Annotated in this window: 27 protein-coding genes and 1 pseudogene; 25 read left to right on the top strand and 3 right to left on the bottom strand. The window is 32.5% G+C overall.

The window, feature by feature from the left end:
* Window positions 1-26: 26 nt before the first annotated feature.
* The 3 genes from FYJ50_RS02495 to FYJ50_RS02485 are packed head-to-tail and all read left to right on the top strand — an operon-like array spanning window position 27 to window position 3,210.
* Window positions 27-938, top strand: a complete 912-nt coding sequence (locus FYJ50_RS02495) for an ABC transporter ATP-binding protein (protein ID WP_154459469.1) — start codon at window positions 27-29, stop codon at window positions 936-938.
* A complete protein-coding gene (locus FYJ50_RS02490; protein ID WP_154459468.1) occupies window positions 935-1,813 on the top strand; it encodes an ABC transporter permease in 879 nt (292 codons plus the stop codon). Before FYJ50_RS02495 ends, FYJ50_RS02490 begins: the two co-directional genes overlap by 4 nt.
* A gap of 38 nt (window positions 1,814-1,851) precedes the next feature.
* The gene (locus FYJ50_RS02485) at window positions 1,852-3,210 is read left to right on the top strand and encodes a glycoside hydrolase family 1 protein (RefSeq protein ID WP_154459467.1); all 1,359 of its coding nucleotides are present in this window, start codon (window positions 1,852-1,854) and stop codon (window positions 3,208-3,210) included.
* 56 nt (window positions 3,211-3,266) lie between these two features.
* Here FYJ50_RS02485 and FYJ50_RS02480 read toward each other — a convergent pair whose 3' ends face one another.
* Window positions 3,267-4,565, bottom strand: coding sequence for an MATE family efflux transporter (locus FYJ50_RS02480; protein WP_154459466.1), 1,299 nt, complete (start codon window positions 4,563-4,565; stop codon window positions 3,267-3,269).
* Window positions 4,562-5,137: a histidine phosphatase family protein gene (locus FYJ50_RS02475; RefSeq protein WP_154459465.1), complete on the bottom strand. Its 576-nt coding sequence runs from the start codon at window positions 5,135-5,137 to the stop codon at window positions 4,562-4,564. Before FYJ50_RS02475 ends, FYJ50_RS02480 begins: the two co-directional genes overlap by 4 nt.
* Before the next feature lie 71 nt (window positions 5,138-5,208).
* Here FYJ50_RS02475 and FYJ50_RS02470 point away from each other — a divergent pair, with 71 nt between their 5' ends.
* From FYJ50_RS02470 to FYJ50_RS02430, 10 genes and pseudogenes are all read left to right on the top strand, one after another.
* The gene (locus FYJ50_RS02470) at window positions 5,209-6,402 is read left to right on the top strand and encodes an aspartate kinase (protein WP_154459464.1); all 1,194 of its coding nucleotides are present in this window, start codon (window positions 5,209-5,211) and stop codon (window positions 6,400-6,402) included.
* Between the two features lie 84 nt (window positions 6,403-6,486).
* Complete coding sequence (locus FYJ50_RS02465; RefSeq protein WP_154459463.1) at window positions 6,487-6,651, top strand: hypothetical protein; 165 nt, start codon at window positions 6,487-6,489, stop codon at window positions 6,649-6,651.
* Window positions 6,652-6,833: 182 nt separating this feature from the next.
* The gene (locus tag FYJ50_RS02460; RefSeq protein WP_154459462.1) at window positions 6,834-6,974 is read left to right on the top strand and encodes a hypothetical protein; all 141 of its coding nucleotides are present in this window, start codon (window positions 6,834-6,836) and stop codon (window positions 6,972-6,974) included.
* Between the two features lie 18 nt (window positions 6,975-6,992).
* A complete protein-coding gene (locus tag FYJ50_RS02455) occupies window positions 6,993-7,862 on the top strand; it encodes an SPL family radical SAM protein (RefSeq protein ID WP_154459461.1) in 870 nt (289 codons plus the stop codon).
* A 9-nt stretch (window positions 7,863-7,871) separates the two neighbouring features.
* Entirely contained in the window at window positions 7,872-9,029 is a 1,158-nt protein-coding gene (locus FYJ50_RS02450; RefSeq protein WP_154459460.1) for an aminotransferase class V-fold PLP-dependent enzyme, read from the top strand.
* Window positions 9,030-9,075: 46 nt separating this feature from the next.
* Complete coding sequence (locus tag FYJ50_RS10635; protein ID WP_154459459.1) at window positions 9,076-9,672, top strand: macro domain-containing protein; 597 nt, start codon at window positions 9,076-9,078, stop codon at window positions 9,670-9,672.
* Window positions 9,587-9,985: pseudogene (locus tag FYJ50_RS10630) on the top strand (ATP-binding protein). The gene FYJ50_RS10635 and the pseudogene FYJ50_RS10630 overlap by 86 nt, the downstream one beginning before the upstream one ends.
* A gap of 203 nt (window positions 9,986-10,188) precedes the next feature.
* Window positions 10,189-10,749 carry an ATP-binding protein gene (locus tag FYJ50_RS10625; protein WP_420841791.1) on the top strand — a complete coding sequence of 187 codons (561 nt, stop codon included), beginning with the start codon at window positions 10,189-10,191 and terminating at the stop codon, window positions 10,747-10,749.
* A 293-nt stretch (window positions 10,750-11,042) separates the two neighbouring features.
* Window positions 11,043-11,486 carry a low molecular weight protein-tyrosine-phosphatase gene (locus tag FYJ50_RS02435; protein ID WP_154459458.1) on the top strand — a complete coding sequence of 148 codons (444 nt, stop codon included), beginning with the start codon at window positions 11,043-11,045 and terminating at the stop codon, window positions 11,484-11,486.
* On the top strand, window positions 11,479-12,309 hold the full coding sequence (locus FYJ50_RS02430) for a histidinol-phosphatase (protein WP_154459457.1): 831 nt from the start codon (window positions 11,479-11,481) through the stop codon (window positions 12,307-12,309). The genes FYJ50_RS02435 and FYJ50_RS02430 overlap by 8 nt, the downstream gene beginning before the upstream one ends.
* Window positions 12,310-12,328: 19 nt before the next feature.
* Here the strand turns inward: FYJ50_RS02430 and FYJ50_RS02425 are convergent, their stop codons facing one another.
* Window positions 12,329-13,513 carry an ATP-binding protein gene (locus FYJ50_RS02425; RefSeq protein WP_154459456.1) on the bottom strand — a complete coding sequence of 395 codons (1,185 nt, stop codon included), beginning with the start codon at window positions 13,511-13,513 and terminating at the stop codon, window positions 12,329-12,331.
* A 164-nt stretch (window positions 13,514-13,677) separates the two neighbouring features.
* Between FYJ50_RS02425 and FYJ50_RS02420 the strand changes: the two genes are divergently transcribed.
* The 12 genes from FYJ50_RS02420 (at window position 13,678) to FYJ50_RS02365 (ending at window position 25,718) form a co-directional block, all read left to right on the top strand.
* Window positions 13,678-14,184, top strand: a complete 507-nt coding sequence (locus tag FYJ50_RS02420; protein WP_154459455.1) for a GntR family transcriptional regulator — start codon at window positions 13,678-13,680, stop codon at window positions 14,182-14,184.
* Window positions 14,181-14,912 carry a GntR family transcriptional regulator gene (locus tag FYJ50_RS02415; protein WP_154459454.1) on the top strand — a complete coding sequence of 244 codons (732 nt, stop codon included), beginning with the start codon at window positions 14,181-14,183 and terminating at the stop codon, window positions 14,910-14,912. Before FYJ50_RS02420 ends, FYJ50_RS02415 begins: the two co-directional genes overlap by 4 nt.
* Window positions 14,913-15,066: 154 nt before the next feature.
* A complete protein-coding gene (locus FYJ50_RS02410; protein ID WP_154459453.1) occupies window positions 15,067-15,849 on the top strand; it encodes a PTS mannose/fructose/sorbose/N-acetylgalactosamine transporter subunit IIC in 783 nt (260 codons plus the stop codon).
* A 1-nt stretch (window position 15,850) separates the two neighbouring features.
* Entirely contained in the window at window positions 15,851-16,660 is an 810-nt protein-coding gene (locus FYJ50_RS02405) for a PTS system mannose/fructose/sorbose family transporter subunit IID (RefSeq protein WP_235900905.1), read from the top strand.
* 9 nt (window positions 16,661-16,669) lie between these two features.
* Window positions 16,670-17,149, top strand: coding sequence for a PTS sugar transporter subunit IIB (locus tag FYJ50_RS02400; RefSeq protein WP_154459451.1), 480 nt, complete (start codon window positions 16,670-16,672; stop codon window positions 17,147-17,149).
* A 4-nt stretch (window positions 17,150-17,153) separates the two neighbouring features.
* Window positions 17,154-18,203, top strand: coding sequence for an SIS domain-containing protein (locus FYJ50_RS02395; RefSeq protein ID WP_154459450.1), 1,050 nt, complete (start codon window positions 17,154-17,156; stop codon window positions 18,201-18,203).
* 39 nt (window positions 18,204-18,242) lie between these two features.
* Window positions 18,243-18,662, top strand: coding sequence for a PTS galactosamine/N-acetylgalactosamine transporter subunit IIA (gene agaF / locus FYJ50_RS02390; protein ID WP_154459449.1), 420 nt, complete (start codon window positions 18,243-18,245; stop codon window positions 18,660-18,662).
* The gene (locus tag FYJ50_RS02385; protein ID WP_154459448.1) at window positions 18,640-19,482 is read left to right on the top strand and encodes a DMT family transporter; all 843 of its coding nucleotides are present in this window, start codon (window positions 18,640-18,642) and stop codon (window positions 19,480-19,482) included. The genes agaF and FYJ50_RS02385 overlap by 23 nt, the downstream gene beginning before the upstream one ends.
* Entirely contained in the window at window positions 19,475-20,521 is a 1,047-nt protein-coding gene (locus FYJ50_RS02380; RefSeq protein WP_154459447.1) for an SIS domain-containing protein, read from the top strand. The genes FYJ50_RS02385 and FYJ50_RS02380 overlap by 8 nt, the downstream gene beginning before the upstream one ends.
* Window positions 20,521-21,123 carry a hypothetical protein gene (locus FYJ50_RS02375; protein ID WP_205946387.1) on the top strand — a complete coding sequence of 201 codons (603 nt, stop codon included), beginning with the start codon at window positions 20,521-20,523 and terminating at the stop codon, window positions 21,121-21,123. The genes FYJ50_RS02380 and FYJ50_RS02375 overlap by 1 nt, the downstream gene beginning before the upstream one ends.
* Before the next feature lie 57 nt (window positions 21,124-21,180).
* Complete coding sequence (locus FYJ50_RS02370; protein WP_154459445.1) at window positions 21,181-22,281, top strand: glycerol dehydrogenase; 1,101 nt, start codon at window positions 21,181-21,183, stop codon at window positions 22,279-22,281.
* A 512-nt stretch (window positions 22,282-22,793) separates the two neighbouring features.
* On the top strand, window positions 22,794-25,718 hold the full coding sequence (locus FYJ50_RS02365) for a DEAD/DEAH box helicase (RefSeq protein WP_205946386.1): 2,925 nt from the start codon (window positions 22,794-22,796) through the stop codon (window positions 25,716-25,718).
* Window positions 25,719-25,926 lie beyond the last annotated feature (208 nt).

The following is a 25,926-nucleotide window of genomic DNA, read 5'->3' as shown; positions in this document are numbered from 1 at the left end:
TAATAGAATCATCGAAGGAGTAGTATATGGAACCAATTATTAAAATTTCACATTTAAATAAAAGCTATAAAGATGTAAAAGCCGTAAATGATTTAAGTTTTACAGTAAATAGAGGAGAACTGTTTGCGTTTTTAGGAGTGAATGGAGCAGGTAAGTCTACAACCATTCATATTATATGTTCACAACTGTCTAAAGATTCAGGAGAAGTTATCATTGATGGATACAATCTGGATACACAGAAAGAATCTATTAAAAGAAAACTGGGTGTGGTTTTTCAAAATTCGGTACTGGATAAAGATTTAAGTGTCTATGACAATTTATTGTATCGAGGATCTTTATATGGTTTATCGAAAAAAGAATGTCAGAAACGCATTGAGACTTTATCCATTCAGCTGCAGTTTAAAGATTATTTAAATCGTAGTCTATCCAAATTATCCGGTGGACAGAAAAGACGAATTGATGTGGCCAGAGCTTTGATTCACGATCCAGAAATCTTAATTTTAGATGAGCCTACAACGGGACTAGATCCGCATACAAGAAATGTACTTTGGTCTTTTATTGAATATTTGCGAAAAGAAAAAGGAATGACTCTTTTCTTAACCACACATTATATGGAAGAAGCAGCCAGTGCAGATTCTGTGGTGATTTTGGATCATGGCCAGATTGTAGCTTCTGGCTCTCCTCTAGACTTAAAAAATCAGTATGCCAACGATTATATTACTTTATATGGAGTTTGTGAAGATAAGGTTAAAATGTTAGCTCTACCTTATGAAAAAATCAAAGATGCGTATCGTATTGAAATTAAAAATACCAGAGATGCCACTTCTTTAATTTGCCAGTATCCATCTTTATTTGTTGATTATGAAATCACAAAAGGAAAAATGGATGATGTGTTCTTAAATATTACAGGTAAAAAATTAGAAGGAGAAAGATTATGATTTCTTTAGTAAAACGAAATGTAAAATTATATTTTAAAGACAAAGGAATGTTTTTAACATCTTTAATTACTCCAATCATATTACTGGTATTATATGGAACCTTTTTAAGCAGTACATATCGTTCTATATTTGAAGACAGTTTATCCATTTTTAATGTATCGTCTTCTTTAATTGATGGATGTGTGGCAGCACAGCTGGTTTCTTCTTTACTTGCGGTCAGCTGTATTACTGTATCGTTCTGTTCCAATTTACTGATGGTGCAGGATAAAGCCAATGGTATTCGAATGGATCTGGATATTACACCAATTAAAAAAAGTACAATCGCATTATCGTATTCCATTGCGACTTTTATTTCTTCTGTGCTAATTAATATTGTAGCTACTTTTATCTGTTTAGGCTATATGAAATATATGGGATGGTACTTATCTATTATCGATATAATCTCTTTATTTGTCGATGTGATCTTACTGGTGTTATTTGGTACGCTTTTATCTTCCTGCATTACCTTTCCTTTATCGACACAAGGACAGGCATCGGCAGTGGGAACTATTATTTCGGCAGGATATGGATTTATCTGTGGAGCTTATATGCCTATTTCTCAATTTTCAACAGCTGTACAGAAAGTAATATTATGTTTACCAGGAACTTATGGAACGTCTTTATTAAGAAATCATTGTTTCAATGGAATTTTTAAAGAAATGAAATCCTTAAACATTCCTTTTGAACTGATACAGTCTTTAAAAGAAAGCATGGATTGTGATTTGACCGTTTTTAATCATCTTATCGAAGTAAATACCATGTATATCATTGTGATTGGAACTTTAATGTGTCTGACGGTTATCTATATTTTATTAAATCGTAAAGGGAAAAAATAATCTCCTTTTTTTGATATAATGAGATCAGGGAGAACAATATGAAAATAAGAGACAATTTTTTTATAGGAACCAGCAGTTCCAGCTGGCAGATTGAAGGCAATCATAAGAATTCAAATCCAAGCTGGGCGGATTTGTTTTATCAGAAAGATCCTTCTTTATGGTATGAAAAAACAGGAGTACAGGATGCCTGTGATTTTATTCATCATTATAAAGAAGATATTGAATGGATGGCAAAAGCTGGAATGAATGTGTTTCGTTTTACCATTCAATGGCCATACTTTTTAAAAGATGTGAAAAAAGGAATTGTGAATGAACAGGCTAAAGATTTTTATAATCATGTGATCGATACCATTTTATCGTATGGAATGGAACCTTTTATATCATTGGAACACTGGGATCTTCCAGCTCTCTTTTTAGAAGAATTTGATGGATGGTGCAATCGAAAGATACTGGATTATTATCGCATTTATGCACGGAAAGTCTTTGAATGTTTCAGTGATCGGGTGCATTATTTCTTTGCGTTTACTGAACCCAATATTCCAATTGACAATGGCTATATGGATAAAAAATGGTATCCATTTGTACACGATCCGAAAAAATGTTACCAGGCACATTTTCATAAAATGGTCGCAACTTCGATTGCCAAACAGGAATATCTTCCTTTTCAGAAACAGACAGGTGGTAAATTGGGAGCTATGATTCATTACACACCTGTTTATCCAAGAAGTGATTCAAAAGAAGATTTGGAAGCCTGGTATTATGCGGATTTATTACAGGTTCGAATTTATCTGGATCCATATGTAAAAGGAAAAATATCAGATGAATTTATGAATGTCTTAAAAGAAAACGATTGTATGTTTTCTTATAAACCAGAAGATATGGAGCTCATTGATCAATATCGAATCGATTTGTTAGGTCTGGATTATTATTTTCCAATTCGGGTCAAACAGAAAGAAACAGAATTTAAAGGGATCTTTCATCCTGAAAAATATTATGACCTGTATATTAAACCCGATCGTCGATTCAATTCCCATCGAGGATGGGAAATTTATCCACAGGCTATTTTAGATGCGGAAAAACGTATACAGGAAGAATATCAGATTCCATGGTTTATATCGGAAAATGGAATTGGTATTTCCAATGAAGATCGATATCGTGAAAATGGACAGATACAGGATACTTATCGCATTGAATTCTTAAAAGAACATCTGGAATGTGCTCTTCAATGTAAGTCCTGTATGGGTTATCTTATCTGGTCATATATTGATAATGTATCGGCATTAAATGCGTTTAAAAATCGATATGGTTTACTGGAATTAAATACCAAGACTCAGGAAAGAATTCCAAAGAAGAGCTATGATTTCTTTAAGGAAATCAATCATAAAAGAGAAATTTAACATATATGATGTCAATTTAAAAGATATAAATAACATAGAAACCAGGATTCCCCCTTTTATCCTGGTTTCAGTTGTTTTAATAATAAAAAGCCTGCTAGATCGGCTGTTATCCATCCAATGGGAATGGATAGCCATATTATAGTATATCCAAATACAGGACTTAAACAATAAGAGATTACTACTCTTAGACCTAATGAAATAATGGTTAATAGAATGGAAACTGAAGGTTTTTTAATGGCTCGAAAATAGCCATATAAGAAAAATAATAATCCAATTCCAATATAAAAGTTTCCTTCCATTTTTAAATATTCACTTCCAATGGAAATAACTTCTAAATCATTGGAAAAGATATGAATAAGACATTCTGAAAAGAAGACAATGCATAAAGAAGTGAGAAGGCTGAATGGAATGATCATTTGTAGAGCTTTCTTTTTTCCTTCTTCCATCCTTTTATATTGGCAGGCTCCATAATTCTGTCCAGTAAAAGTAGAAAACGCATTTCCAAATTCCTGTAAAGGCATATAAGCCAGGGTATCAATTTTTACACCAATCGTAAAGGCAGCCATGACAATAGGACCAAATGTATTGACTAAACTTTGAATCAGAAGAATTCCAAAATTCATAATGGATTGTTGAATGCAGGCTCCCAATGAATTGGATACAATTTCTTTGATTCCATTAAACTGAAAAGAAAAGGAAAAGATTTTTTCAATTTTTATACAGTAAATAGTCATACATAAAGCACTGAAAAACTGTGCCAGTAATGTCGCATAAGCCGTACCTTGAATTCCCATATGAAAATTAAAAACAAATAAAAAGTCACAGATAATGTTTATAAGGGTACTGATTGATAAAAAAATCAAAGAAATCATTGAATTTCCTAAAGAACGTGTCATATACGCAAAAAAATTAAAAAGAAATAAAAAGAAAATTCCATAAAATAAAATGGATAAATATTCTTTTGTCATCATAAAAATAGAAGAAGGAGTATGTAAAAGATTTAAAAGAAAATCTATATTTAAAATACAGAAGATCTGTAATACGATTGAAAAGAAGCCAATACAGATAAAAGAAGTACTCATTCTCTGATGTAAAACATTCCAGTCTTTCTTTCCAAAATAAATAGAAACCAGAGCAGAACTTCCCATACACAATCCAGTAAGTATGGAAATCAGAAAGGTCATTAATGTATAACAGGAACCAACAGAAGCCAAAGCATTGGATCCTAAAGCCATTCCTACAACATAGGTATCCACCAGGTTATAAGCCTGCTGCATCAAATTGCCAATTAAAAGTGGAAGAGTGAAGAGGATAATGGATCTTAAAATATTTCCCTGGGTTAAATCGTGTTTCATTTTATATATTTAATCGTTTTATGTTTTCCATTTATGGATTCATAGACACGAATTTCACAATTGTGTGGTTTGGGTCTCCATTTGATTCCATTTTCTTTATCTTCCAGATATCCACATAAAGCTCTAATAATTCCACCATGACAGACAATCAGTACATTTTCATAATTTTTTGATTCCAGTTCTTTTAGAAAAGAAGAACTTCTTTTTACCATAGAACAGATGGACTCTACACTTTCAGGTTCTTTAAAAAATTCGGGAAAAGCCCAGAATAAAGAAAAACGAAGCCCTAATAAATAATAGTGATGAAGCTCATATTTTCCAAAATTAACTTCAATGATTCGATCATCCACTATTACCTTTTCTTTTTCAATATTTCCAATAATAGAAGCAGTTGTGATGGCCCGATCCAGACTGGAGGCATAAATGGCATCAAAATGAATGTCTCCAATTTTTTCTCGTGCCTGTTTTGCCTGCAGGATTCCAGTTTCATTTAAAGGCTCATCGGTTAGGCCCTGCATTAATTTCTGTTTGTTGTAGTTTGTCTGCCCATGTCTTGTTAACCAGATTTTCATAAAAATATTGTAACATTGTTTTTTTAGAATACAACTTTGAAAACGGTTTGGTTTTCGATATAATACGAAGTATGATTGTAGAAAAATATGGTGGAACCAGTGTAGCAGATGTTGATAAGATCAAAGCCATTGCCAAACACGTTGCCGATATAAAGAAAAGAGGACATGATATTGTAGTGGTTGCCAGTGCGATGGGAAAAACAACCAATGCCCTTATTCAACTGGCCAAAGAAGTGGGATATGCCAATAACGATCGTGAAATGGATTCGTTATTATCTACAGGGGAACAGCAGACCGTGACCCTTCTTGCCATGGCCATTGAAGCTTTGGGTGTTCCTGCGATTTCTTTAACGGGATACCAGGCAGGCTTTATCACCAGCAATCATCATGCGCATGCACGTATTAAAGACATAGATCTGACAAATCTGAAACAGCAGTTAGACCAGGGAAAAGTCGTTGTTGTCGCTGGATTTCAGGGGGCGACAGAAAATGGCGAGATCACAACTTTAGGAAGAGGTGGATCGGATACAACTGCAGTGGCTCTGGCAGCTAAACTGGGATGGAACTGTTACATATATACCGATGTAGATGGCGTTTATACAACCGATCCACGAATCTATCCACAGGCAAAGCGACTGGAGGAAATCACATACAATGAGATGATGCAGATGGCCTCTTTAGGATCAGGCGTACTGGAAACGCGCTGTGTAGAAATTGCCAGCAAATACAACATTCAGCTGTATTTAGGAAGAGCGTTAAAAACCGATTTAAGTAAAGGGACTTTTATTATGGAAACAAAACATTTAGAAGATATGCCAATTACTGGAATTTCAGTAAAAGAAGATTATGCGATCATGAGAGTTCTGAATATTGAAAACGATGGAATTTATTTAGGAAATCTTTTTCAGCTGATTGCAGATCTGAATATAAACATTGATACGATTTCTCAACAGATTTCCAAAGACAATAAAATTAATTTTACTTTTTACTGCAATGAGAAACAAAGTGATCTGATTTTACAGAATTATAAGGAAGAAGAATTTGGCTATAAAATTGAACGTATTTTAGGATTTGTGAAATTAAGCGTTGTGGGAGTGGGAATTTCAACACATAGTGGAATTGCTTCAAAAACATTAAATACGTTAACAAAGAATGGAATCAAATATTATCAGATAACCTCTTCTGAAATTTCTATTTCTTTGACTATTGAGAAAAAAGATAAAGAGAAAGCTGTACAAGTACTGGCACAAGCTTTTGATTTATAATCTGATATTATTAAAAATTTTATTTATGGTTATTTTCATAGGTTCGAATCTTTTCTATACTGTTTTCCATCAGGGAGGATTGTTATGAAAAGAAGTAATGTATTTAATTTAACTTTGACAGCTGTATTTCTGGCAATGAATATTGCTCTGTCATCTTTTGGAGTTCCCGTTCCAGATTTTACAGGCTGTTACAGGAGCTGTATTTGGTGTGCTTCTATGCTGGAAATTTGGAATGCATACATTGTATGAAAAGAAAAAATAGTAGATGTTAAATAAATGACAGAAATAGACTGTAAGAATTGTCGATGGTTCTGTCTTTTTTTATTGTATAAAAAAAGACAGGTTATGAATCAATCTTTTATACTCCGATCATTGGAATCATCATTATCATCTTTTATTTTGTTTTTGATTTGGCCAAAAGAAAAAGATTAATGTTTGAATGTATTTTTGCGGTCATATTTGGAATTATTATCCTTTGTTCAACCATTTTTTTAAATCCACCTGTTCATGCAAAGATAGAGGAAGATAAAATCGTATTTAAATCAAATGAAAAAGTACAGATTTTATACTAGAATTAAAGGGAAAATAAGATGCACTATAAAAAAGTAAAAGGGATACTTTCTTCCAGTAATGGAATGAATCTGTATAGAGGATGTATACATGGATGTATTTATTGTGATTCCAGAAGTAAATGTTACCAGATGGATCATGAATTTAGAGATGTAGAAATTAAAGAAAATGCTTTAGAATTATTAGAAATGTCTTTAAGAAGAAAACGAAACAAATGTATGATTGGTATGGGCTCCATGTCTGATCCTTATATTCCCATTGAAAAAGAAATTCAACATACCAGAAAAGCACTGGAAATTGTATATAAATATGGATTTGGAATTACACTGATCACAAAGTCTGATTTGATAGTAAGAGATTTAGATCTTCTCACAAAAATTAATGAGAAAAGTAAATGTGTGATTCAGATGACATTGACAACATATAAAGATTCTTTATGTAAGATTATTGAACCCAATGTCTGTACAACTCAGGAAAGAATTAAAGTGTTACATCATTTAAAAGAATGTAACATTCCTGCTGTTGTATGGCTATGTCCCATTTTGCCTTTTATAAATGATACAAAAGAAAATCTGATACAGATACTGGAAGCCTGTAAAAAGGCAAATGTTTATGGAATTATCTGTTTTGGAATGGGTTTAACTTTAAGAGAAGGAAATCGGGAATATTTTTATAAACAATTGGATCGATCTTTTCCTGGATTAAAAGAGAAATATATAAAATATTATGGGAATTCCTATTCCGTTCTTAGTTTTAGAAATAAAGAACTGATGCATATCTTTCATTCTTTTTGTGAAAAAAATGGAATTGTACATGACAATGATCAGATATTTGAATATTTAAATACATTTGAAGAAAAACACAAAATTATACAGGAAACATTATTTTAGGAGGAATTTATGTTAGATTTTAAACAGATTCAGAAAGAATATTCATTTTTAAACGATGAGATTTTTTTAGATGTATCACGAGTGGTGATGCCTCCTTTATGTGTACAGAATGTCTATTCTTCTTTTATGAAAGAATATATCTGTGATTTTGATTCTGATGTGGTATCCAGATTATGGGATATGGTAGAAGACACTCGAAAGAAAGTTGCACAATTGATTCATTGTGAATCAGATGAGATTGGTTTTGTGAAAAATACATGTGAAGGGATATCGATTCTTGCCAATGGATTTCCATTTGAAAAAGGAGACAATGTCGTACTGGTAGACCAGGAGCACAGTGCCAATTTATTTCCATGGATCCGACTTCATGAATATAAAGGGGTAGATCTGCACATTGTTAAAAGTATCAATGGAAGCATTCAAATAGAAGATATTGTCAATCAGATCGATGAACATACAAAACTGTTAACAATTTCTTCCATTCAGTTCAGTACAGGATATTATGCGGATTTAGAAACATTAGGAAAAATCTGTGAAGAAAAAGGGATCTTATTCTGTGTGGATGGAATTCAGGCTTTAGGAAGAATGCATATCGATGTTAAGAAAATGAGAATTGGCTGGATGGCATCGGGTACCAACAAAGGATTATTGTCCACATTAGGAGCTGGATTTGTGTATTGCGATAAAAAATATACAGAAAGGATCATTCCTTCTTATGCTTCGTATCAAAGTGTAGAAAACCATGTCAGTCCTCCTTCAATCACAACCAATTTTGAATATCTGGAATGGCATAAAGATGCCCGACGATTTGAATCGGGAAATTTAAGCTATAACTGTATTCTGGCTTTAAATAAAGGGGTGGAATGGATCTTGGAATTGGGAATGGAAGATATTGAAGAATATATTCTTTCTTTGGAAGATTATTTAAGGAATAAGATAAAAGATATTCATTTACCAGTTGTTCAACTGGATAAAAAGAATCAGGGAGGAATCATCTGTATATATTATCCTGAAAATAAAGAAGATAAAGTGGATGAAATCTGTAAAGAATACAAGATTCATTGTACAAGAAGAGGAGGATATATTCGTTTAGGACTGGATTTTTATAATACATTTGAACAGATGGATATTATCAGTGAAGCCATTCATAAAATAGATTTATTATAAGGAGGATCTTAGGACTTTAGAAATTATACGAAACGATATTGTGAATATGAAAGTGGATGCCATAGTCAATTCTGCCAATCCCGATCCTGTAGTTGGTTTGGGTGTAGATGCTGGCATTCATAAAAAAGCAAGCCCATCTTTATGGGAAGCCAGAAAGAAAATTGACCCTATTGAACCAGGCAATGCGTGTATTACAGAAGGATATAATCTAAATGCTCGATATGTGATTCATACGGCAGGACCAGTATGGAAGAATGGTCTTTTTAAGGAAGAAGAATGTTTAGCTTCCTGTTATAGAAATTCATTGTATCTGGCAAAACAGTATCATTGTTCATCCATTGCCTTTCCTTTGATATCAACAGGAAATTATGGTTTTCCAAAACCAAGAGCGTTACAGATTGCCATTGAACAGATTCATGATTTTTTATTGAAATATGAAATGAGGGTCTATCTGGTGGTATTTGAAAAAGAATCGTATGTATTATCGGAAAAATTGTATCAGTCTATTAAAAGCTATATTGATGAAAACTATATTCAGGAAAAATCATTTGAAGAATATGAAGCTTGTAAAAGTACTCACTGGTGTTCGTCGTTGTGGAAAATCCACAATATTAAATATGATTATGGAAAAACTGCAGAATGAAAGAGGAATCTCTGCAGATCAAATTGTATTCATGCGATTTGATTCCATGGAATATGAGGATATGACTGCAAAGCAGATGTTTGAAGCTGTGAAATTAAAGCTTAGCGAAAATAAAAAGACCTACTTCTTTCTTGATGAAGTACAGGAGATTGAAGGGTGAAAGAAGGTTGTGAATTCGTTGTCCAGTGATTACGATGTGGATCTGTATGTAACTGGATCCAACTCTTTTATGATGTCTAAGGAAATCTCAACTTATCTTACAGGACGATATGTTTCTTTTCGTATTTCCCTCTTTCCTTTGAAGAGTATCTGACTTTCCGGAAAGAGTATGCAGAAGTAAAAGATGTTCATGCAGAACTTGCAGATTATATCCGTCTTGGAGGGTTTCCAGCAACACATCTTCGAGATTATTCACAGGATGAGGTTTATACCATCGTTCGCGATATTTACAATTCGACGATCTTTTCTGATATTGTAAGGAGAAATCAGATTCGTAAAGTTGATTAGTTGGAGAGAGTGGTAAAATACACATTTTCCAATGTGGGAAATACTTTTTCTGCAAAATCCATATCAGACTATTTGAAATCAGAGCATAGAAAGATAGATAATGAGACTGTATACAGTTATTTGGAAAAACTGGAAAAGGCATATCTGCTGCATCGTTGCTCCAGATATGATCTTCAGGGGAAAGAGATTCTGAAGACACAGGAAAAATTTTATCTGGCAGATCCTGCGCTTCGATATAGTGTTCTGGGATATAATCCGGACAGTGTTGCTTCCAGCTTGGAAAATGTTGTCTATCTGGAGCTTTGCAGGCGAGGCTATGAGGTTAATATAGGTAAGATGGCAGATGGTGAGGCTGATTTTGTCGCACAGCGTCAAGGTGAAAAATTGTATGTGCAGGTTACCCAGGAAATACGATCTGAGAAAACCGAGCAAAGAGAGTATGACCGTTTACTTGAAATTAAAGATAACTATCCGAAATACGTTCTTAGGACCGACGAATTTGCCAGAGGTAATTACGAAGGCATTAAGAGTATGCGTGTTGCGGATTTCCTTTTGAGTAGGGAATACTAATGTGGATTAGAAATACAGGGGAAAGCTGGTTTCTTATATAAAGTCATTACAGTATCTGATGGGACATATGGATATCCGTGTTACTCTTAACACATATACTCATGTAAGATTTGAAAGAAGAATTAAAGAAACTGAAGTTCGTTAATGCCTGGTGTTTTAGGTATTTTTAAGGAATTTCATTCATGACAGACTCACTGTGGGAAAATCAGTTAAATTTTATATACTCAAAGGAAAAAATATGCAAAAGCTTGCTTAGATACACAAAAATCAAGCAAAATAGGAGGTTGAAACACATGATAAAAATACTATTCATCTGTCATGGCAATATATGCAGAAGTCCAATGGCAGAATTTATTATGAAAAAATTAGTAGATATTAAAGGGGTATCCGATCAGTTTTATATTGAATCGGCTGCTACTAGTACAGAAGAAATTGGTAATGATATGTATCCACCGGCAAAAAGAATGTTAGATCAGAAACGAGTTCCTTATACAAAACGAAAAGCTCGTCAGATCTGCAGAGAAGATTATGATCGTTTTGATTATATTATTGGAATGGATTCATACAATATGAACAACCTGCATCGTCGTTTTCCTTATGATTCAAAACATAAAATTTATCCTTTATTAGAAAATCGAAGTGTATCCGATCCATGGTATACAGATGATTTTGAAAAAGCCTATAGAGATATTTATGAAGGGTGTGTTAAATGGTTTGAGAGGTTAAGTCATGATTAAACAGAATTTACATACACATAGCTTATATTGTGATGGAAAAGATTCTTTTGAAGAAATGATTCAAACAGCTATTGAAAAAGAATTTACCATTCTTGGTTTTTCTTCTCATGGATATACACCAGATGAAACATTGGGAATGGATGAAGAAACCATTATAAAATATCAGAAAGAATTAAAGGGCTTAAAAAATAAATATAAAGATCAGATTTCTATCTATACAGGAATTGAACAGGATATGCTGTATAGAGTAAAACATCCAGATTCATTTGATTATATTATTGGTTCAAAACATTGTGTAAATGGAACAGGATATGAAAATGGAGTGGATTGTTCAAAAGAAATCACAAAAAAGATTGTTCAGAGTCAATTTTCAAATGATTTTTTACTGTATGCGAAAAATTATTATGAAGATATCATTCAAATGGCTGATTGGGATGAAGTGGATATAATTGGACATTTTGATTTAATTATGAAATACAATGAAGACCAGTCTTTTCTTTCTTTTTCAAATAGAAAATATATAAATATGGCTTGTGATGCATTAGACTGTCTTCTTTCAAAAGATAAAATCATTGAAGTGAATACGGGAGCTATGGCAAGAGGCTATCGAAGTCAGGCGTATCCAGAAGTTCATTTACTGGAATATATTGCTTCAAAGAATGGAAAAATAATATTAAATAGTGATTGTCACAATCGTAAAGATCTGGATGCTGGATATGATAGCACTTTAGCTTCTCTTGAAAAGATTGGTTTTAAAGAAATGATGGTTTTAACCGATTGTGGTTTTAAAGCAGTAGATATAAAACAATTTAAACGAGGATAATATCCTCGTTTGTGCGTTCTTATTGATTTAAAAGCCAGTCCTTTATGTCAAAAATCCGTATACCTTCATAGGAATATTCAGGATGATTCGTTCTGGCAATGATGATTTTTGGATAGGCATCCCGAATCTGCAAAAGAGGTGTATATTCTCTTTTAAATGTTTCCTCTTCAGTGATATTGTCGCTTACCTGTATATAGATTTTTTCGCTTCCTTTTTGCGCTACAAAATCAATTTCCTTCTGGTACAGCTTTCCGACATAAACATCGTATCCTCTGCGTAACAATTCAAGACAGACCATATTTTCGTAAACTCTACCAAAATCCATATTTCTGGTTCCAAGTATGGCATAACGCATACCGACATCGCTTAAGTAAAATTTTTCAGTACTTTTCAGATACTTCTTGCCACGAATATCATAACGCTTGATATCATAGAAGACAAAAGCGTTGCACAGGTATTTAATATACTTGCCGATGGTGACATGATTGGTTGATGTTAACATATTACTGATCTTGCTTGGTGAAGTCAGGTTAGAGATATTATCCATCAAAAATTCGCTTAAACGCTGTAACATCTGAGTATCTGGCAGTGAATATTTTTGTGCAAGATCTCTTGTGACAATTGTTTCATACACTTCCTTAATGTAATCCTTCCTGTCTTTTTCAGTATTATAGGCATAAGATCCAGCAAAACCACCTTTGATTGTATATTCTTCAAAAAGCATATCTATGTCAGAATTTTCACTATAATATTTACAGTATTCTTTGAAACTGAATGGATAAATATGGATTTCAATGTACCTGCCTGTAAAAAGAGTTGCCAAATCTGCACTCAGTAAAAAAGCATTGGATCCTGTGATATAAATATCGTATTTTCTTTTGGAATAAAGGCTGTTTACGGCCAGTTCGAAATTTAGACACATTTGAACTTCATCAATAAAAAGATAATTCTCTTTGCCCTGTCTGTAATGTTCTTCAACGTATGTATGAAGGGCGTGATACTCTTTCAGAGCTTCAAAAGAAAGATCCATAAAGTCAATAAAAATAATATTGATATCCTCATAGTGATCTTTCAGATAAGAGACATATTCCTGCATCAGGATTGACTTTCCTGATCTGCGGATACCAGTAATCACTTTAATATCGGGAGTGTTTTTTAGATTTTTAATTCGATTGAGATATTCGCTTCTTTCAATTGTTTTCATGCTGATTCCTCACTTTCAAAAAATGAAAATATTTAATGTTTTGAAAGTCAATAATATATCTTTATAAGAAATTTTTATTGTGATCCTATACGAAGTACGACTACACATCTAAAAGAGTTTGAATAAAACGCTTACATTTTTGCACTTCGTGATATAATACTTTTATGGAAAATTATGTATTAAGGGATTTAGATAGTTTAAAACCGATATCTGGAATTTTAAATGAGCAGGGGAAAAAACTTGAAAATAAAGTACTGAATCAGAAAATTATAGAATCCAATTATTATATTTCAAAACAGTTGAATGTTCCTTTGGCAACAAAACTTTTTTATCTGGAAAAAATAAGGGTAGTCGATGAGATTCCAGTATCTATTGAAAAGACATATATTCCTTTAGAAGAAGTAAAAGGAATGGAAGAGATGGATTTTAATCATGTTTCTTTATATAAACTGTTAAGTTCTGAAAAAGGAATTCATAAATTAAAATCAGATGAAGAAGTGTTGCTGGTGGGAGCCAATGATTTTGAATGTGAAACATTAAATTTAAAAAAAGGGGAAGAAGTTCTTTTGACAAAGGGGATTACCATTAAGACAAATGGGCATGTATTAGAATATTTTGAAATTTCTTCTTTGCCTGAATTTTATCGTTTCAGGAGTGTGTCAAGATTATGAGCAAACCCGTTGCAATCTATCAGCAGCTGATGAACAGCATTGAAAAGAAAATTGTTTCACAGGAATTAAAGATTGGCGACAAGCTGGATTCTGAAAGAGTGATGTCGGAAAAATATGGAATCAATCGTATGACGGTTCGAAATGCGATCAAACATTTAGAAGAAAAAGGAATTCTGGAATCCATTCGAGGTTCAGGCACGTATGTAAAAGCCATTCCTCAAATACAGGGAACGGTAGATCTGGGAAATCAGGAGGAGATTTTATCTTTAAGTAAACAGATTCGTCAAAGAGGAATGAAAAGCAGTCGTATTCTGTTGTCGATGCAGAAAGTAAAACCAGAAGGAGAAATCAAAGAAGCATTTAAAGTGGAATGGGTATATGAAATTATACGAATGTCTTTAATTAATGATGCTCCCTATGCTTTACAGAAGACATACATTCCATGTGATCTGTTTGAAGATGCAGAGCGATTTGATTTTGTGAATGGTTCTTTATACGATTATATGCAGGATCGAAATCATCGGCCTAAGACAATGGTTTCTTATCTTCGTATTGAAAAATTGCCTAAAGAATATATACAGGTAATGGAAGCAAAAGAAAGCGATCGTTATTTTTTATTTGATTATTTAGGATATGATAATATGAATCAGCTGGTAGAATATACAATATCTTATCATCATCCGAAATATACAACGTTCCGTTTTCGTACACAAATTGATCTGGATTGAGTGTGGTATACCACACTTTTTTTATAGATTTAAAAGTGCTATAGTTTAAACAATCAAAAAATGAAAAAATGCTTGATTTATGTCTATTTTATCCTTTATATTGGTTATAAGTGGTATACATAATATACCAATTGAATCAAAGGAGGGAAAATATATGAGTTTGGTTCAAGCGATACTGATTGGCTGTGTTTGTGCTTTGACACAGTTGGAAGGAGACTGGCTGGGTGAATGTAAATTAAGAGAACCCGTTATTACTGGTTTCCTGGTTGGATTGATCATGGGTGATGTCGCAAAAGGTTTATTTATTGGTGGATCATTACAGCTGATGTGGATGGGTGCAACCAATATTGGACCTACAGCGAATCTGGACATTGGTTCTGGTGGAACCATTGGAGCTGCAGTCGCTTTAATGACAGGAAGTGACTTAGAAGTTGCGGTTGCCTTTGCCTTACCGGTTGCGGTTATCATGCAGATGTTAAACATAATGAAAATGACAGCTTTTTCTGCATTGATGCACAGTGCGGATGCAGCCATTGATCAGGGGAATGAAAAGAAACTAATTGGGATTCATTTCTTATGTGGATTCTTCACATTCCTGATTTATTTCTCTTTCACGTTTATTGTTTTATATGTTGGATCGGGTGTAATCGATGCCATTGTTGCTGGTATTCCTGAATGGGCACAAAATGGATTGAGTGCAGTAGCGGTTGCTCTTCCTGCAATGGGATTTGCTTTGTTGCTGAATATTTTATGGGATGTAAAATTGATTCCATATTTCATCATTGGATTTGCACTGGCAGCTTATTTAGGTGTGGATATGGTTGGTGTATGTGCCATCAGTGTTGCGATTGCTTTAATTATTTATGAAATTAAAGTCAATCAGTTAAAAAGTGCACCTGTTGTCGAAAAAGTAGAAGATGAATGGGAGGACGACTAATATGGCAAGAGAACTATCAAAAAAAGAATTTAAATCCATCTTCTGGCGTTCCTTTACTTTATTAGGTTCTTTCAACTATGAAAGAATGGAAGGATTGGGATTCCTGTATGCCGTTTTACCAAGTTTAAAACGAATTTATGCCAATGATCCAGAAGGATTAAAAGAAGCAATGCATCGTCATCTGGAAGCCTTCAATATGACAGTAGCTCCATCTCCATTTGTTATGGGACTGACGGTTGCCATGGAAGAACAGGCTAAAGAAGATCCTTCAATGGATAAAACAACGATCAATGCTTTAAAAGTTTCTTTAATGGGACCATTAAGTGGAATTGGAGATACATTCTTCTGGGGAATCTTTAGAGTTCTTGCCTGTTCCTTAGGAGCCAGCTTTGCCTTACAGGGAAATATCATGGGACCTTTGGTACTGTTGCTGATCTTTAACATTCCAAACTTCTTAACTCGTTACTATGGATTAAAAATTGGATATAACCAGGGAGCTGGTTTCTTAGAAAACCTGCAGTCTTCTGGAAAAATGGACTTGTTTACCTATTGTGCTGGAATTGTCGGGATTGCTTCGGTTGGATGTTTAACGGCATCCTGGATCGGAATCAGTTCTCCTTTACAATTTGATATTGCAGGAAATACGATCGTATTACAGGAATACTTGGATCAGTTGTGTCCACAATTGTTGTCTTTATCCGCTGTACTGATTATCCTGAAATTATTAAAGAATAAAGTCAGCACATTAAAAATCACAATTGGTGTAATCGTGATTGCCTTTGTATTAGGTGTATTTGGTATTATCGCATAGGAGAGACTTATGATTTGTGATATTCGAATTGATGATCGACTGATCCATGGACAAGTGTGTGGATTCTGGATCCCTCATCATAATCTTCAAAGAATCGTTATTGTGGATGATGAAATCATTCACGATGCACAACGAAAAACAGCTTTAAAATTTGGATGTCCAGATAAATGTAAATTATCTATTTTTTCAACGGATTCAGCAGCGGATAAATTCAATCGTAAAATTGATGAAGGAATTCGCGTAATGATTTTATGTCAAAGTTCCATTCCGTTATTAAAACTGTATGAAAAAGGATATCATTTTAAAGAAATTACAGTAGGAAATATGGCTTCTAAACCAGATTCTACCAGAATTCGTAAAACATTATTTGTTTCAAAAGAAGAAAAAGAAGCTTTTATCAAATTAAGTGAATATGGAGTTAAAATTATATCGCAGATGGTTCCAAGTGAACCTAGAGAAGATATAATCGATGAAATCAGGAAGGGATAATTGTATGAGTGAAGTGTCTGTAATTGGGTATATGAGAGAACAGCCTGAGCGTTTACGCTATGTATTTAAAAATAGAGAAGTGTTTATTCAGCCTTTTTTAGAAGCCTGTAAAGGAAAAAAGAAAATTTTATTTTTTGGTTCAGGAACTTCTTATAATGTTTCTTTACTGGCAACTTATTATTTTAAACACATTTGTCATATTGATGCACAGGCTTATTATCCAAATGTTTTTAAATATTATGAACAGCCAGACTGGTCTAATTCCTTAAAGAAAGAAGAAATCTTATTTGTGGGAATTTCTCAGTCAGGAACATCGGTTTCAACTTGTGAAATCATGGAATATGCCAAAGCCAATGGGTATCCAACTTTAGCTTTAACAGGAAATTTAGAAAGCAAAATCTGTGATTATGTAGATACAAAAGTGCATTTACTGGTTGGAGATGAACTTTTACCACCTGAAACAAAAGGATATACAGTATCGGTATTAACTGTTTATTTATGGGCCATTGCCTTAGCTAAGGTGGATGGATATGATCAGGTAGAAAAACTGGTCAATCAGTTTGATCAGGTAATTGTGGAAAGTGAAGCCTGGTATGAAAGAAATAAAGTAACCATTGTCAACAGTAACTGTTTGTATGCGATGGGATATGGAATTGATTTTGCCACAGCCATTGAAGCACAGTTAAAAATTGGAGAAATGCTTCGTTTACCAATTGTGGGATATGAAATGGTGGAATATTCTCATGGACCTACAATGGCATTAAATCCAAAACATACTTTATTTATGATTGGTTCCGATGAGCCAGAATGGAATCAGATGATAGAGTATCGAAAAGCTTTTAAACAGTATACTGATCGTGTTCATGTCATCACATGCAAAGAATTGGATGAAAAAGACGATAAAGATTTAGTATTCAGTGTAAAAACAAATAAATATTTAGCTCCATTAATGTATACAGTACCTTTTCAGTTTGTAGCAGCAAAAGGAGCTAAAGATATTGGTATTGATACAGCTATCAATCCATTTGAAATCGCATTGGCGCATTATGAATAAGAGTTCTTTTTGAACTCTTATTCTTTAGAAAGGAAGACTATGATTGGATATATTATTACAGGACATGGACATTTTGCTTCTGGTATTTTAAGTGCATTGGAACTGATTATGGGAAAACAGGAAGATTTAATGACGGTAGATTTTCCTGAAACAGATACAAAAACGGAAATCGAAAACAATTTAAAACAGGCCATTTCAACTTTATCTCATTGTGATTCCATTGTTGTTTTCTGTGATTTACTAAGTGGAACCCCTTTTAATACCGCAATTATGGAAGCGATGAACAATGATAAAATTCAGGTAGTTTATGGAACCAATTTAGGAATGCTGATGGAAATGGTTATGATGCGTATGCAGAAAGCCAGTCAGGAAGAAATCGTAAACAAAGCCATTGAAACCGGAAAAAATGGAATTGGAAAGTTTGAAGTAGTGCAGGATGATGATGACACAGACTGGTAAAGGCTATTTATTTGCTTTGATTACTGCCTTGTGCTGGTCAACATCTGGATTGTTTGTAAAAGAAGTAGGACAGTCTTCCTTTGTGATTGTCGGTATTCAGGCATTGATTGCTCTGATCTTTAATCTTTTGTACACAAAAGAAAAAATTCGTTTTACTGCTTTTACAATGATCGTCGGTTTCATACAGTTTATGATGCACTTAACTTTCGTACTGGCCAATCAGTATACAACCGTTGGAAATGCAATCGTTCTGCAATACAGTTCAATGATTTTTGTACTGATCTATCAAAGCATTGATCAGAGAAAGAAACCAGAAATGTATCAGATCTTTGTGATTTTACTGGCTTTAACGGGAATGATCATCTTCTTTATAGATGGCTTTTCGTTTGATTCCATTTTAGGAAATGGATTGGCGATTCTTTCCGGTGCTTTTTTTGGCTTACAGTTTTATTTGAATACCAAAGAAAAAGCCGATGCCATCAGCTCTGTAAAAATACAATATTTGATTTCTATTCTTGCTTTACTGATTTATTCCATCAAAAATCCAGTTGCTTCTTTTACCTTAAAAGATGGAATCTTTTTACTGGCAGCTGGAATCATAACGGTGGGAATATCCGGTATTACATTTGCCAAATGCATCGAAAGAATTCCTGCCTTTAGTGCAAATGTAGTGTGTATGAGTGAAGTTATTTTTGCCCCTATACTGGCTTTGATCTTTTTAAAAGAATGGTTTACTATGCACTCTTTGATCGGTGCAATACTCATTATTTTGAGTTTACTATATAATATGTATAAACAAAAAGGAGAAAAATATGTTTGAAAGTGTAATGTGGAAATATATGAAAGAAGAAAAAGACCTTCTTTTAAAAACATTTAATACAAAATTAGAAATTTTAGATATGGAAGCTTTATATATCGTGGCGCATGGAAGTTCATACAATGCAGCCAGTGCCATTGCTCCTTTCTTATCGAAATGGGCAAAAATTCGTGTATATGTTTATACACCATCCGCTTTTATCAACAATTGTATTTCCATTCAATATGAAAAGAAAGAAACAACTTGTGTAATGGGAATTTCTCAAACAGGAACTTCAAGAGGTGTATTAGAAGCCATTGAATCCATTCGTCCAGAAGGATTTAAAATATTATCCATTACCAATGAAAAAGATTCTCCAATTGAGAAAATCAGTGATTGTACATATTATCTGCAGGTCAATGAAGAAGAAAGCAATGCCAAAACAAAAGGATACAGTGCTACTTTAGTGGTATTGCTGGCAATGAGCATACAGATGGCTTTTGAAAAGAAACAGATTTCCATTGATACTTTAAATGAATTAATGGATGAAATCAAAAATCAGATTCAGGACATTCCAGACTGTATTGAAAATACCATTCAATGGTGTTTAAAAAACAATTATGGAAAAAATATGAACAACATCTATGTGATTGGAAACGGAATGAATTTTGCCACAGCAATGGAAGGACAGTTAAAACTGATGGAAACACAATGCATTCCTACAATGTTTAGTGATATTATTGAATTTTCACATGGTATGCATCGTTCCTTGAATGAAGAATCTTTTGTTTTACTGATCAATGATGGTACAAATGAAAATCTTATGAATAAAACATTTGATTATTGTAAAACAAAGAAATACAATATTTGTATGATTGATACAAAGAATCATACAGATGATCAGATTATTAATGTAAAAGAGTATAAACATACACATTCCATTTTACTGATTACATCTGTGATTCAGGCAATCTCTGCATTTGTTCCAGAAAATAATGGAACCGATCCAAATCGAGATGCCAATAATGATTATACAGATTGGATGGAAACTAGAGTATTATGATGAAAAGCATTGTTATTATATCGTTTATTGTTTTATTGATTTTAGATGTCTTTTTAAGAAGAAAACAGAAAAATGAAAAAAATAAAATCGAAGATGAATTGGTTGGAGCTTTATTGAAAAAGGATTATAAGAAGTTTGATCAGTTGATTGATTCAGAAGATGCACAAAGAAGAATTGCTCCTTTTAATCGTCATTATATGAAATTAAATGCAGCAATTTTAAGAAATAAAAATATTGATATAGTATTAGAATCTTTTGAAAAAATTAAAATGAATCAGGCACAGAAAAATGAATTGTATTCAAAAGCTTTTGGTTATTATGTAGAAAAAGAAAATAAAGAAAAATCATCTTATTATAAAGATAAAATTTTAAACGATACAAAAAGCGAAAGTCTTCATGAAATGGCTAATCGCATGTACAGTATTTATATTGATAAAAGCGATATGTATTTAGATATTTTATTAAAAGAAAATGAATCTTTAACAGGAGCAAAAAGAGCATCTAATGATGCTTTACTGGCTAAGATTTATGAAAATAAAAAAGATAATTTAAATCAAGAAAAATATTTAAATCAGTTTAAAGAAGATATGAAAGGGAAATAAGATTCCCTTTTTCTTTTAATAAGAAATATTTTATAATAAGAGAAAGGAGGAATTGTTATGTCTACAGTTTTTATTTCACCAAGTAAGTATGTACAGGGACCAAATGAAATGGATAATATTGGTTCGTATACAAAACAGTTAGGAAAGAAAGCGTTATGTCTGATTTCAAAAGGAGGATATAAACGCCAGGGAAATCAGATTGAAAAAAGTTTTGAAAAGAATGAAGTGCAGGTCGTATTTGATTACTTTAATGGAGAATGTTCAAAGAATGAAATCAATCGATTAAAAGAAATCGTTAAAGAAAATCAATGTGATGTGATGATTGGAGTGGGAGGAGGAAAAATCTTTGATACAGCCAAAGCCGTAGCTTATTATTGTCAGATTCCAGTAATCGTAGCTCCTACCATTGCTTCTACAGATGCACCATGTTCGGCATTATCCGTTATTTATAGCGATGAAGGTGTATTTGAAGAATATTTATTCTTGCCATCTAATCCAAATCTAGTATTGATGGATACAGATATTATTGCGAAAAGTCCAGTTCGTTTAACCGTTGCAGGTATGGGAGATGCTATGGCAACCTATTTTGAAGCCAGAGCGTGTTATAAATCTGGTGCCTTGACTTGTGCTGGAGGGAAAGTAGGAGTCGCTGCTTTAGGAATCGCAAAATTATGTTTTGATACATTGATTGAAGAAGGACCAAAAGCTAGAGTGGCTCTGGATGTTGGTGCCTGTACAAAATCTGTTGAAAAGATTATTGAAGCCAATACTTTATTATCCGGAATTGGCTTTGAATCTGGAGGATTAGCCGGAGCGCATGCGATTCATAATGGATTGACAGTACTGGAAGAATGTCATTCTATGAATCATGGAGAAAAAGTAAACTTTGGAACTTTGACACAACTGGTACTGGAAAATATTAAAGAAGAAGAACTGAACTATGTATTAAGCTGGATGGTATCCGTGGGATTACCAGTTACATTAGAACAGCTGGGAATTGAAGACACAAGTAGAGAACACTTAATGCCAGTTGCCATTGCAGCCTGTGCAGAAAATGATACATTACACAATATGCCATTTGAAGTAAATCCAGAAATGGTATATAACGCAATGTTAGCTGCAGATGCATATGGTCGTAAAAAGATTGGATTATTTTAATAAAATTAAACGTCGAAATTTTTCGACGTTTTTTTAGAAGAATATGGAATATTAAATGTGATATATCCAGGGATATAGAAGTGAAAGGACATACAATCATAAAAATATAAGATTATGAGCATCATTCTATAAAGAAAAATAGAATGAAGAAATGATTAAATCCAATTTTTTGAATATAAATACATTTTTTTGTCACTTTTTATTTTTGTTTCGTATATAAAAAATAGGAGGAATAAAAATGGATTATGAATAGGAAAAAGAATGGATACGAAAAATAGAAGAAGAAAGAAATGAACTGGATTGAAACCAGAAAGTACGAAATGCCAAACTGGAAGTTGAAGCCATTGGAGAGACTAATGCTTTACGTAAAAATATTCGATCCATGTATAAAAAAGGGTTCGATATAGAATATGTAGAAGATATTATTAAATCCAATTCATAGCACAAGGTTAATATAAACCTTGTGTTTTTTACTTTTTGAAAAGTGCTGGTATAATGAAATTACTATGAATATGGAAAAAGAATTAGAAAGAGGTTTGATCTCTGCTTTTGTGAATTCAAATGTAGAATCAAATTATGAATTTAAGCCTCAGTTTCTGACAAATGATTATAAAAAAGGAATTAAAGTATTAACAACAATTGAAGAAGAATTAAATCGTTGTGATTCTTTTAGTATTAGTGTCGCCTTTATAACAATGTCAGGAATTGCTGGTTTATTACAGACTTTAAAAGAACTGGAAGAAAAAAATATACATGGAAGAATATTAACAACAGATTATTTAATGTTTAGTGAACCAAAAGCTTTAGATAAACTTGCTTCTTTTAAAAATATAGAATTAAAGATGTATCGTACAAAATATTCACAGGATGGATTTCATACAAAAGGCTATATTTTTAAAGAAGAGGAAGTCTATAAAATTATTATTGGAAGTTCAAATTTTACGGCTAATGCTTTGACAAGAAATAAAGAATGGAATACAAAATTAATTTCCGGAGAAAAAGGGGATTTTGCACAATATATAAATTCAGAATTTGATTATTTGTTTAACAGTGATTATTCACTTCCTTATTCAGAATTTATAGAAGAATATAGAATCCAGTATAATATTATTCAGACACAAAGAAAGATTGCCAAACAGTCGGATTCACCCAGTCTGGAACAGTATAACTTAAAACCAAATTCTATGCAGGTTTCTTTTATTTCAAATCTAGAAAAGATTGTTTCAGATAATCAGAATAAAGCACTATTGATTTCAGCTACAGGTACAGGAAAGACTTATGCTTCTGCTTTTGCGATGCGAGAGATGAACTATAAAAGAGTTTTATTTTTAGTGCATCGAAATCAGCTGGCATTACAGGCCAGACAGTCTTATGAAAAAGTATTTGGAAAAACGAAAACAATGGGTTTAGTGGGAAATGGATATCGTGATTATGATTCAGATTATGTATTTGCGACAAGAGATACATTGAGTCGAGATGAACATTTATACCATTATAAACCCAATGATTTTAACTGTATTATTTTAGATGAAGCTCACCATAGTGCTGCACAATCGTATCAGAAAATCATGAATTATTTTAAACCTGAATTATGGCTTGGAATGACGGCAACTCCAGATAAAAGAGAATATGGAGAAGAAAAAAATATTTATGAAATCTTTGATTATCAGATTGCTTATGAAATACGTTTGCAGCAGGCAATGGAAGAAGATTTATTGTGTCCATTTCATTATTATGGTATTTCGGACTTAAAAATGATTTCAGATGATCAAAGTATTGATTTTAATCAGCTTGTCAGTGAGGAAAGAGTAAAACACATTATAGAACAGGCCAATTATTATGGTTACAGTGGAAATCGAGTTAAAGGACTGATTTTCTGTCGAAATATTAAAGAAGCAGATGAATTAAGTAAAAAATTTAATGAATGTGGATATTCAACTCTTTCTTTAAATGGAGGTCACAGTGAAGCACAAAGAAAAGAAGCTTTTGAAAGACTGGCTATGGATTATGAATCCAATGGGTTAAAACCTTTGGATTATATATTTTCAGTGGAAATATTAAATGAAGGAGTGGACATTGTTGAAGTCAATCAGGTCATTATGTTAAGACCTACACAATCTCCTATTGTTTTTATTCAGCAGTTAGGAAGAGGATTACGTAAATCAAAAGGAAAAGAATACGTTGTGATATTAGATTTTATTGGAAATTACAATAATAACTTTATGATTCCCATTGCTTTATCTGGAGATCGTTCTTACAACAAAGACAATATACGTCATTATGTATTAGAAGGAAACAGTACAATACCAGGAGCCAGTACGATTCACTTTGATGAAATCAGTCGAAAACGATTCTTTGATGCAGTGGATCAAGCCAATTTCAGTGATATTAAATTAATTCGATCCTGTTATCAGAACTTAAAAGATAAACTGGGACGTATTCCTGAATTAATGGATTTTGATTTATATGGAGAAATCGATGTATTACGTATCTTTGACAACAATAGTTTAGGTTCTTATTATAAATTTCTAAAAAAATATGAAAAAGACTATACAATTCATTTAAATAAACAGGAAGAAAAGATGATTGAATTTATCTCAAAAAAACTGGTTTCTGGAAAAAGAGTGCAGGAATTAATCTTTTTAAAATGTTTATTAAATCAGGATCAGAATTTAATTCATACAGTAAAAGATAAAGTATGGAATGAATATAAAATTAAAATGAATTCGAATCAGATAGATACAATCATAAATCTATTTACCAATCAGTTTCCATCTGGATCGGGTAAAAAAACATATATGGATTGTATATTTATAGAAAAAAATAATGAAGAATATTGTATATCAAAAGAATTTAAACATTTATTAAATCATAAAGAATTTTATAATATGATTCAGGAATGTATAGCTTTTGGATTGTATCGTTATCAGAAAAATTATATAAATCGGTATAAAGATACAGATTTTGTATTGTATCAGAAATATACTTATGAAGATGTATGTCGATTATTAAACTGGGAACACAATGAAGTTCCAAAAAATATAGGTGGATATAAATTTGATAAAAAGACAAAAACATTTCCTGTATTTATAAATTATGAAAAAGAAGAAGGAATCAGTGCAACAACGAAATATGAAGATCATTTTATAGATCCAAATACATTAATTGCGATTTCTAAATCAAATCGAAATAAAAATTCAGAAGATATACAGAATTTTATATATGCGAAAGAAAGAGGAATTCAGGTACATTTATTTGTCAGAAAAAATAAAGATGATAAAACTTCAAAAGAATTTTATTATTTAGGACAAATGAATGCGACTGGGAATATAAAAGAATTTGTTATGAATAATACAAATAGCAGTGCAGTTGAAATCGAATGGAATTTAGATGTACCTGTAAGAAAAGATATTTATGAATACATAGTGAATGGATGAGTTTATGAAAACAATAAAAGTAGTAGCTGCAGTAATTAAAAGAAATAATAAAATATTTGTGACACAATGAAGTGAACCCCAAAAGTTGGACTACCAATTGAAAGGGGTTCATTTTTATATGGCAAAACTTACTAGAGAACAAAGAATAGAAATATATCATAAAAGAAAATCTGGAGTTACTATAAAATCCTTATCTAAACAATATGGG

This window comes from Floccifex porci (genome assembly GCF_009696175.1).
Classification (GTDB): domain Bacteria; phylum Bacillota_I; class Bacilli_A; order Erysipelotrichales; family Erysipelotrichaceae; genus Floccifex; species Floccifex porci.
This window is presented reverse-complemented; position numbering and strand designations above follow the sequence as displayed.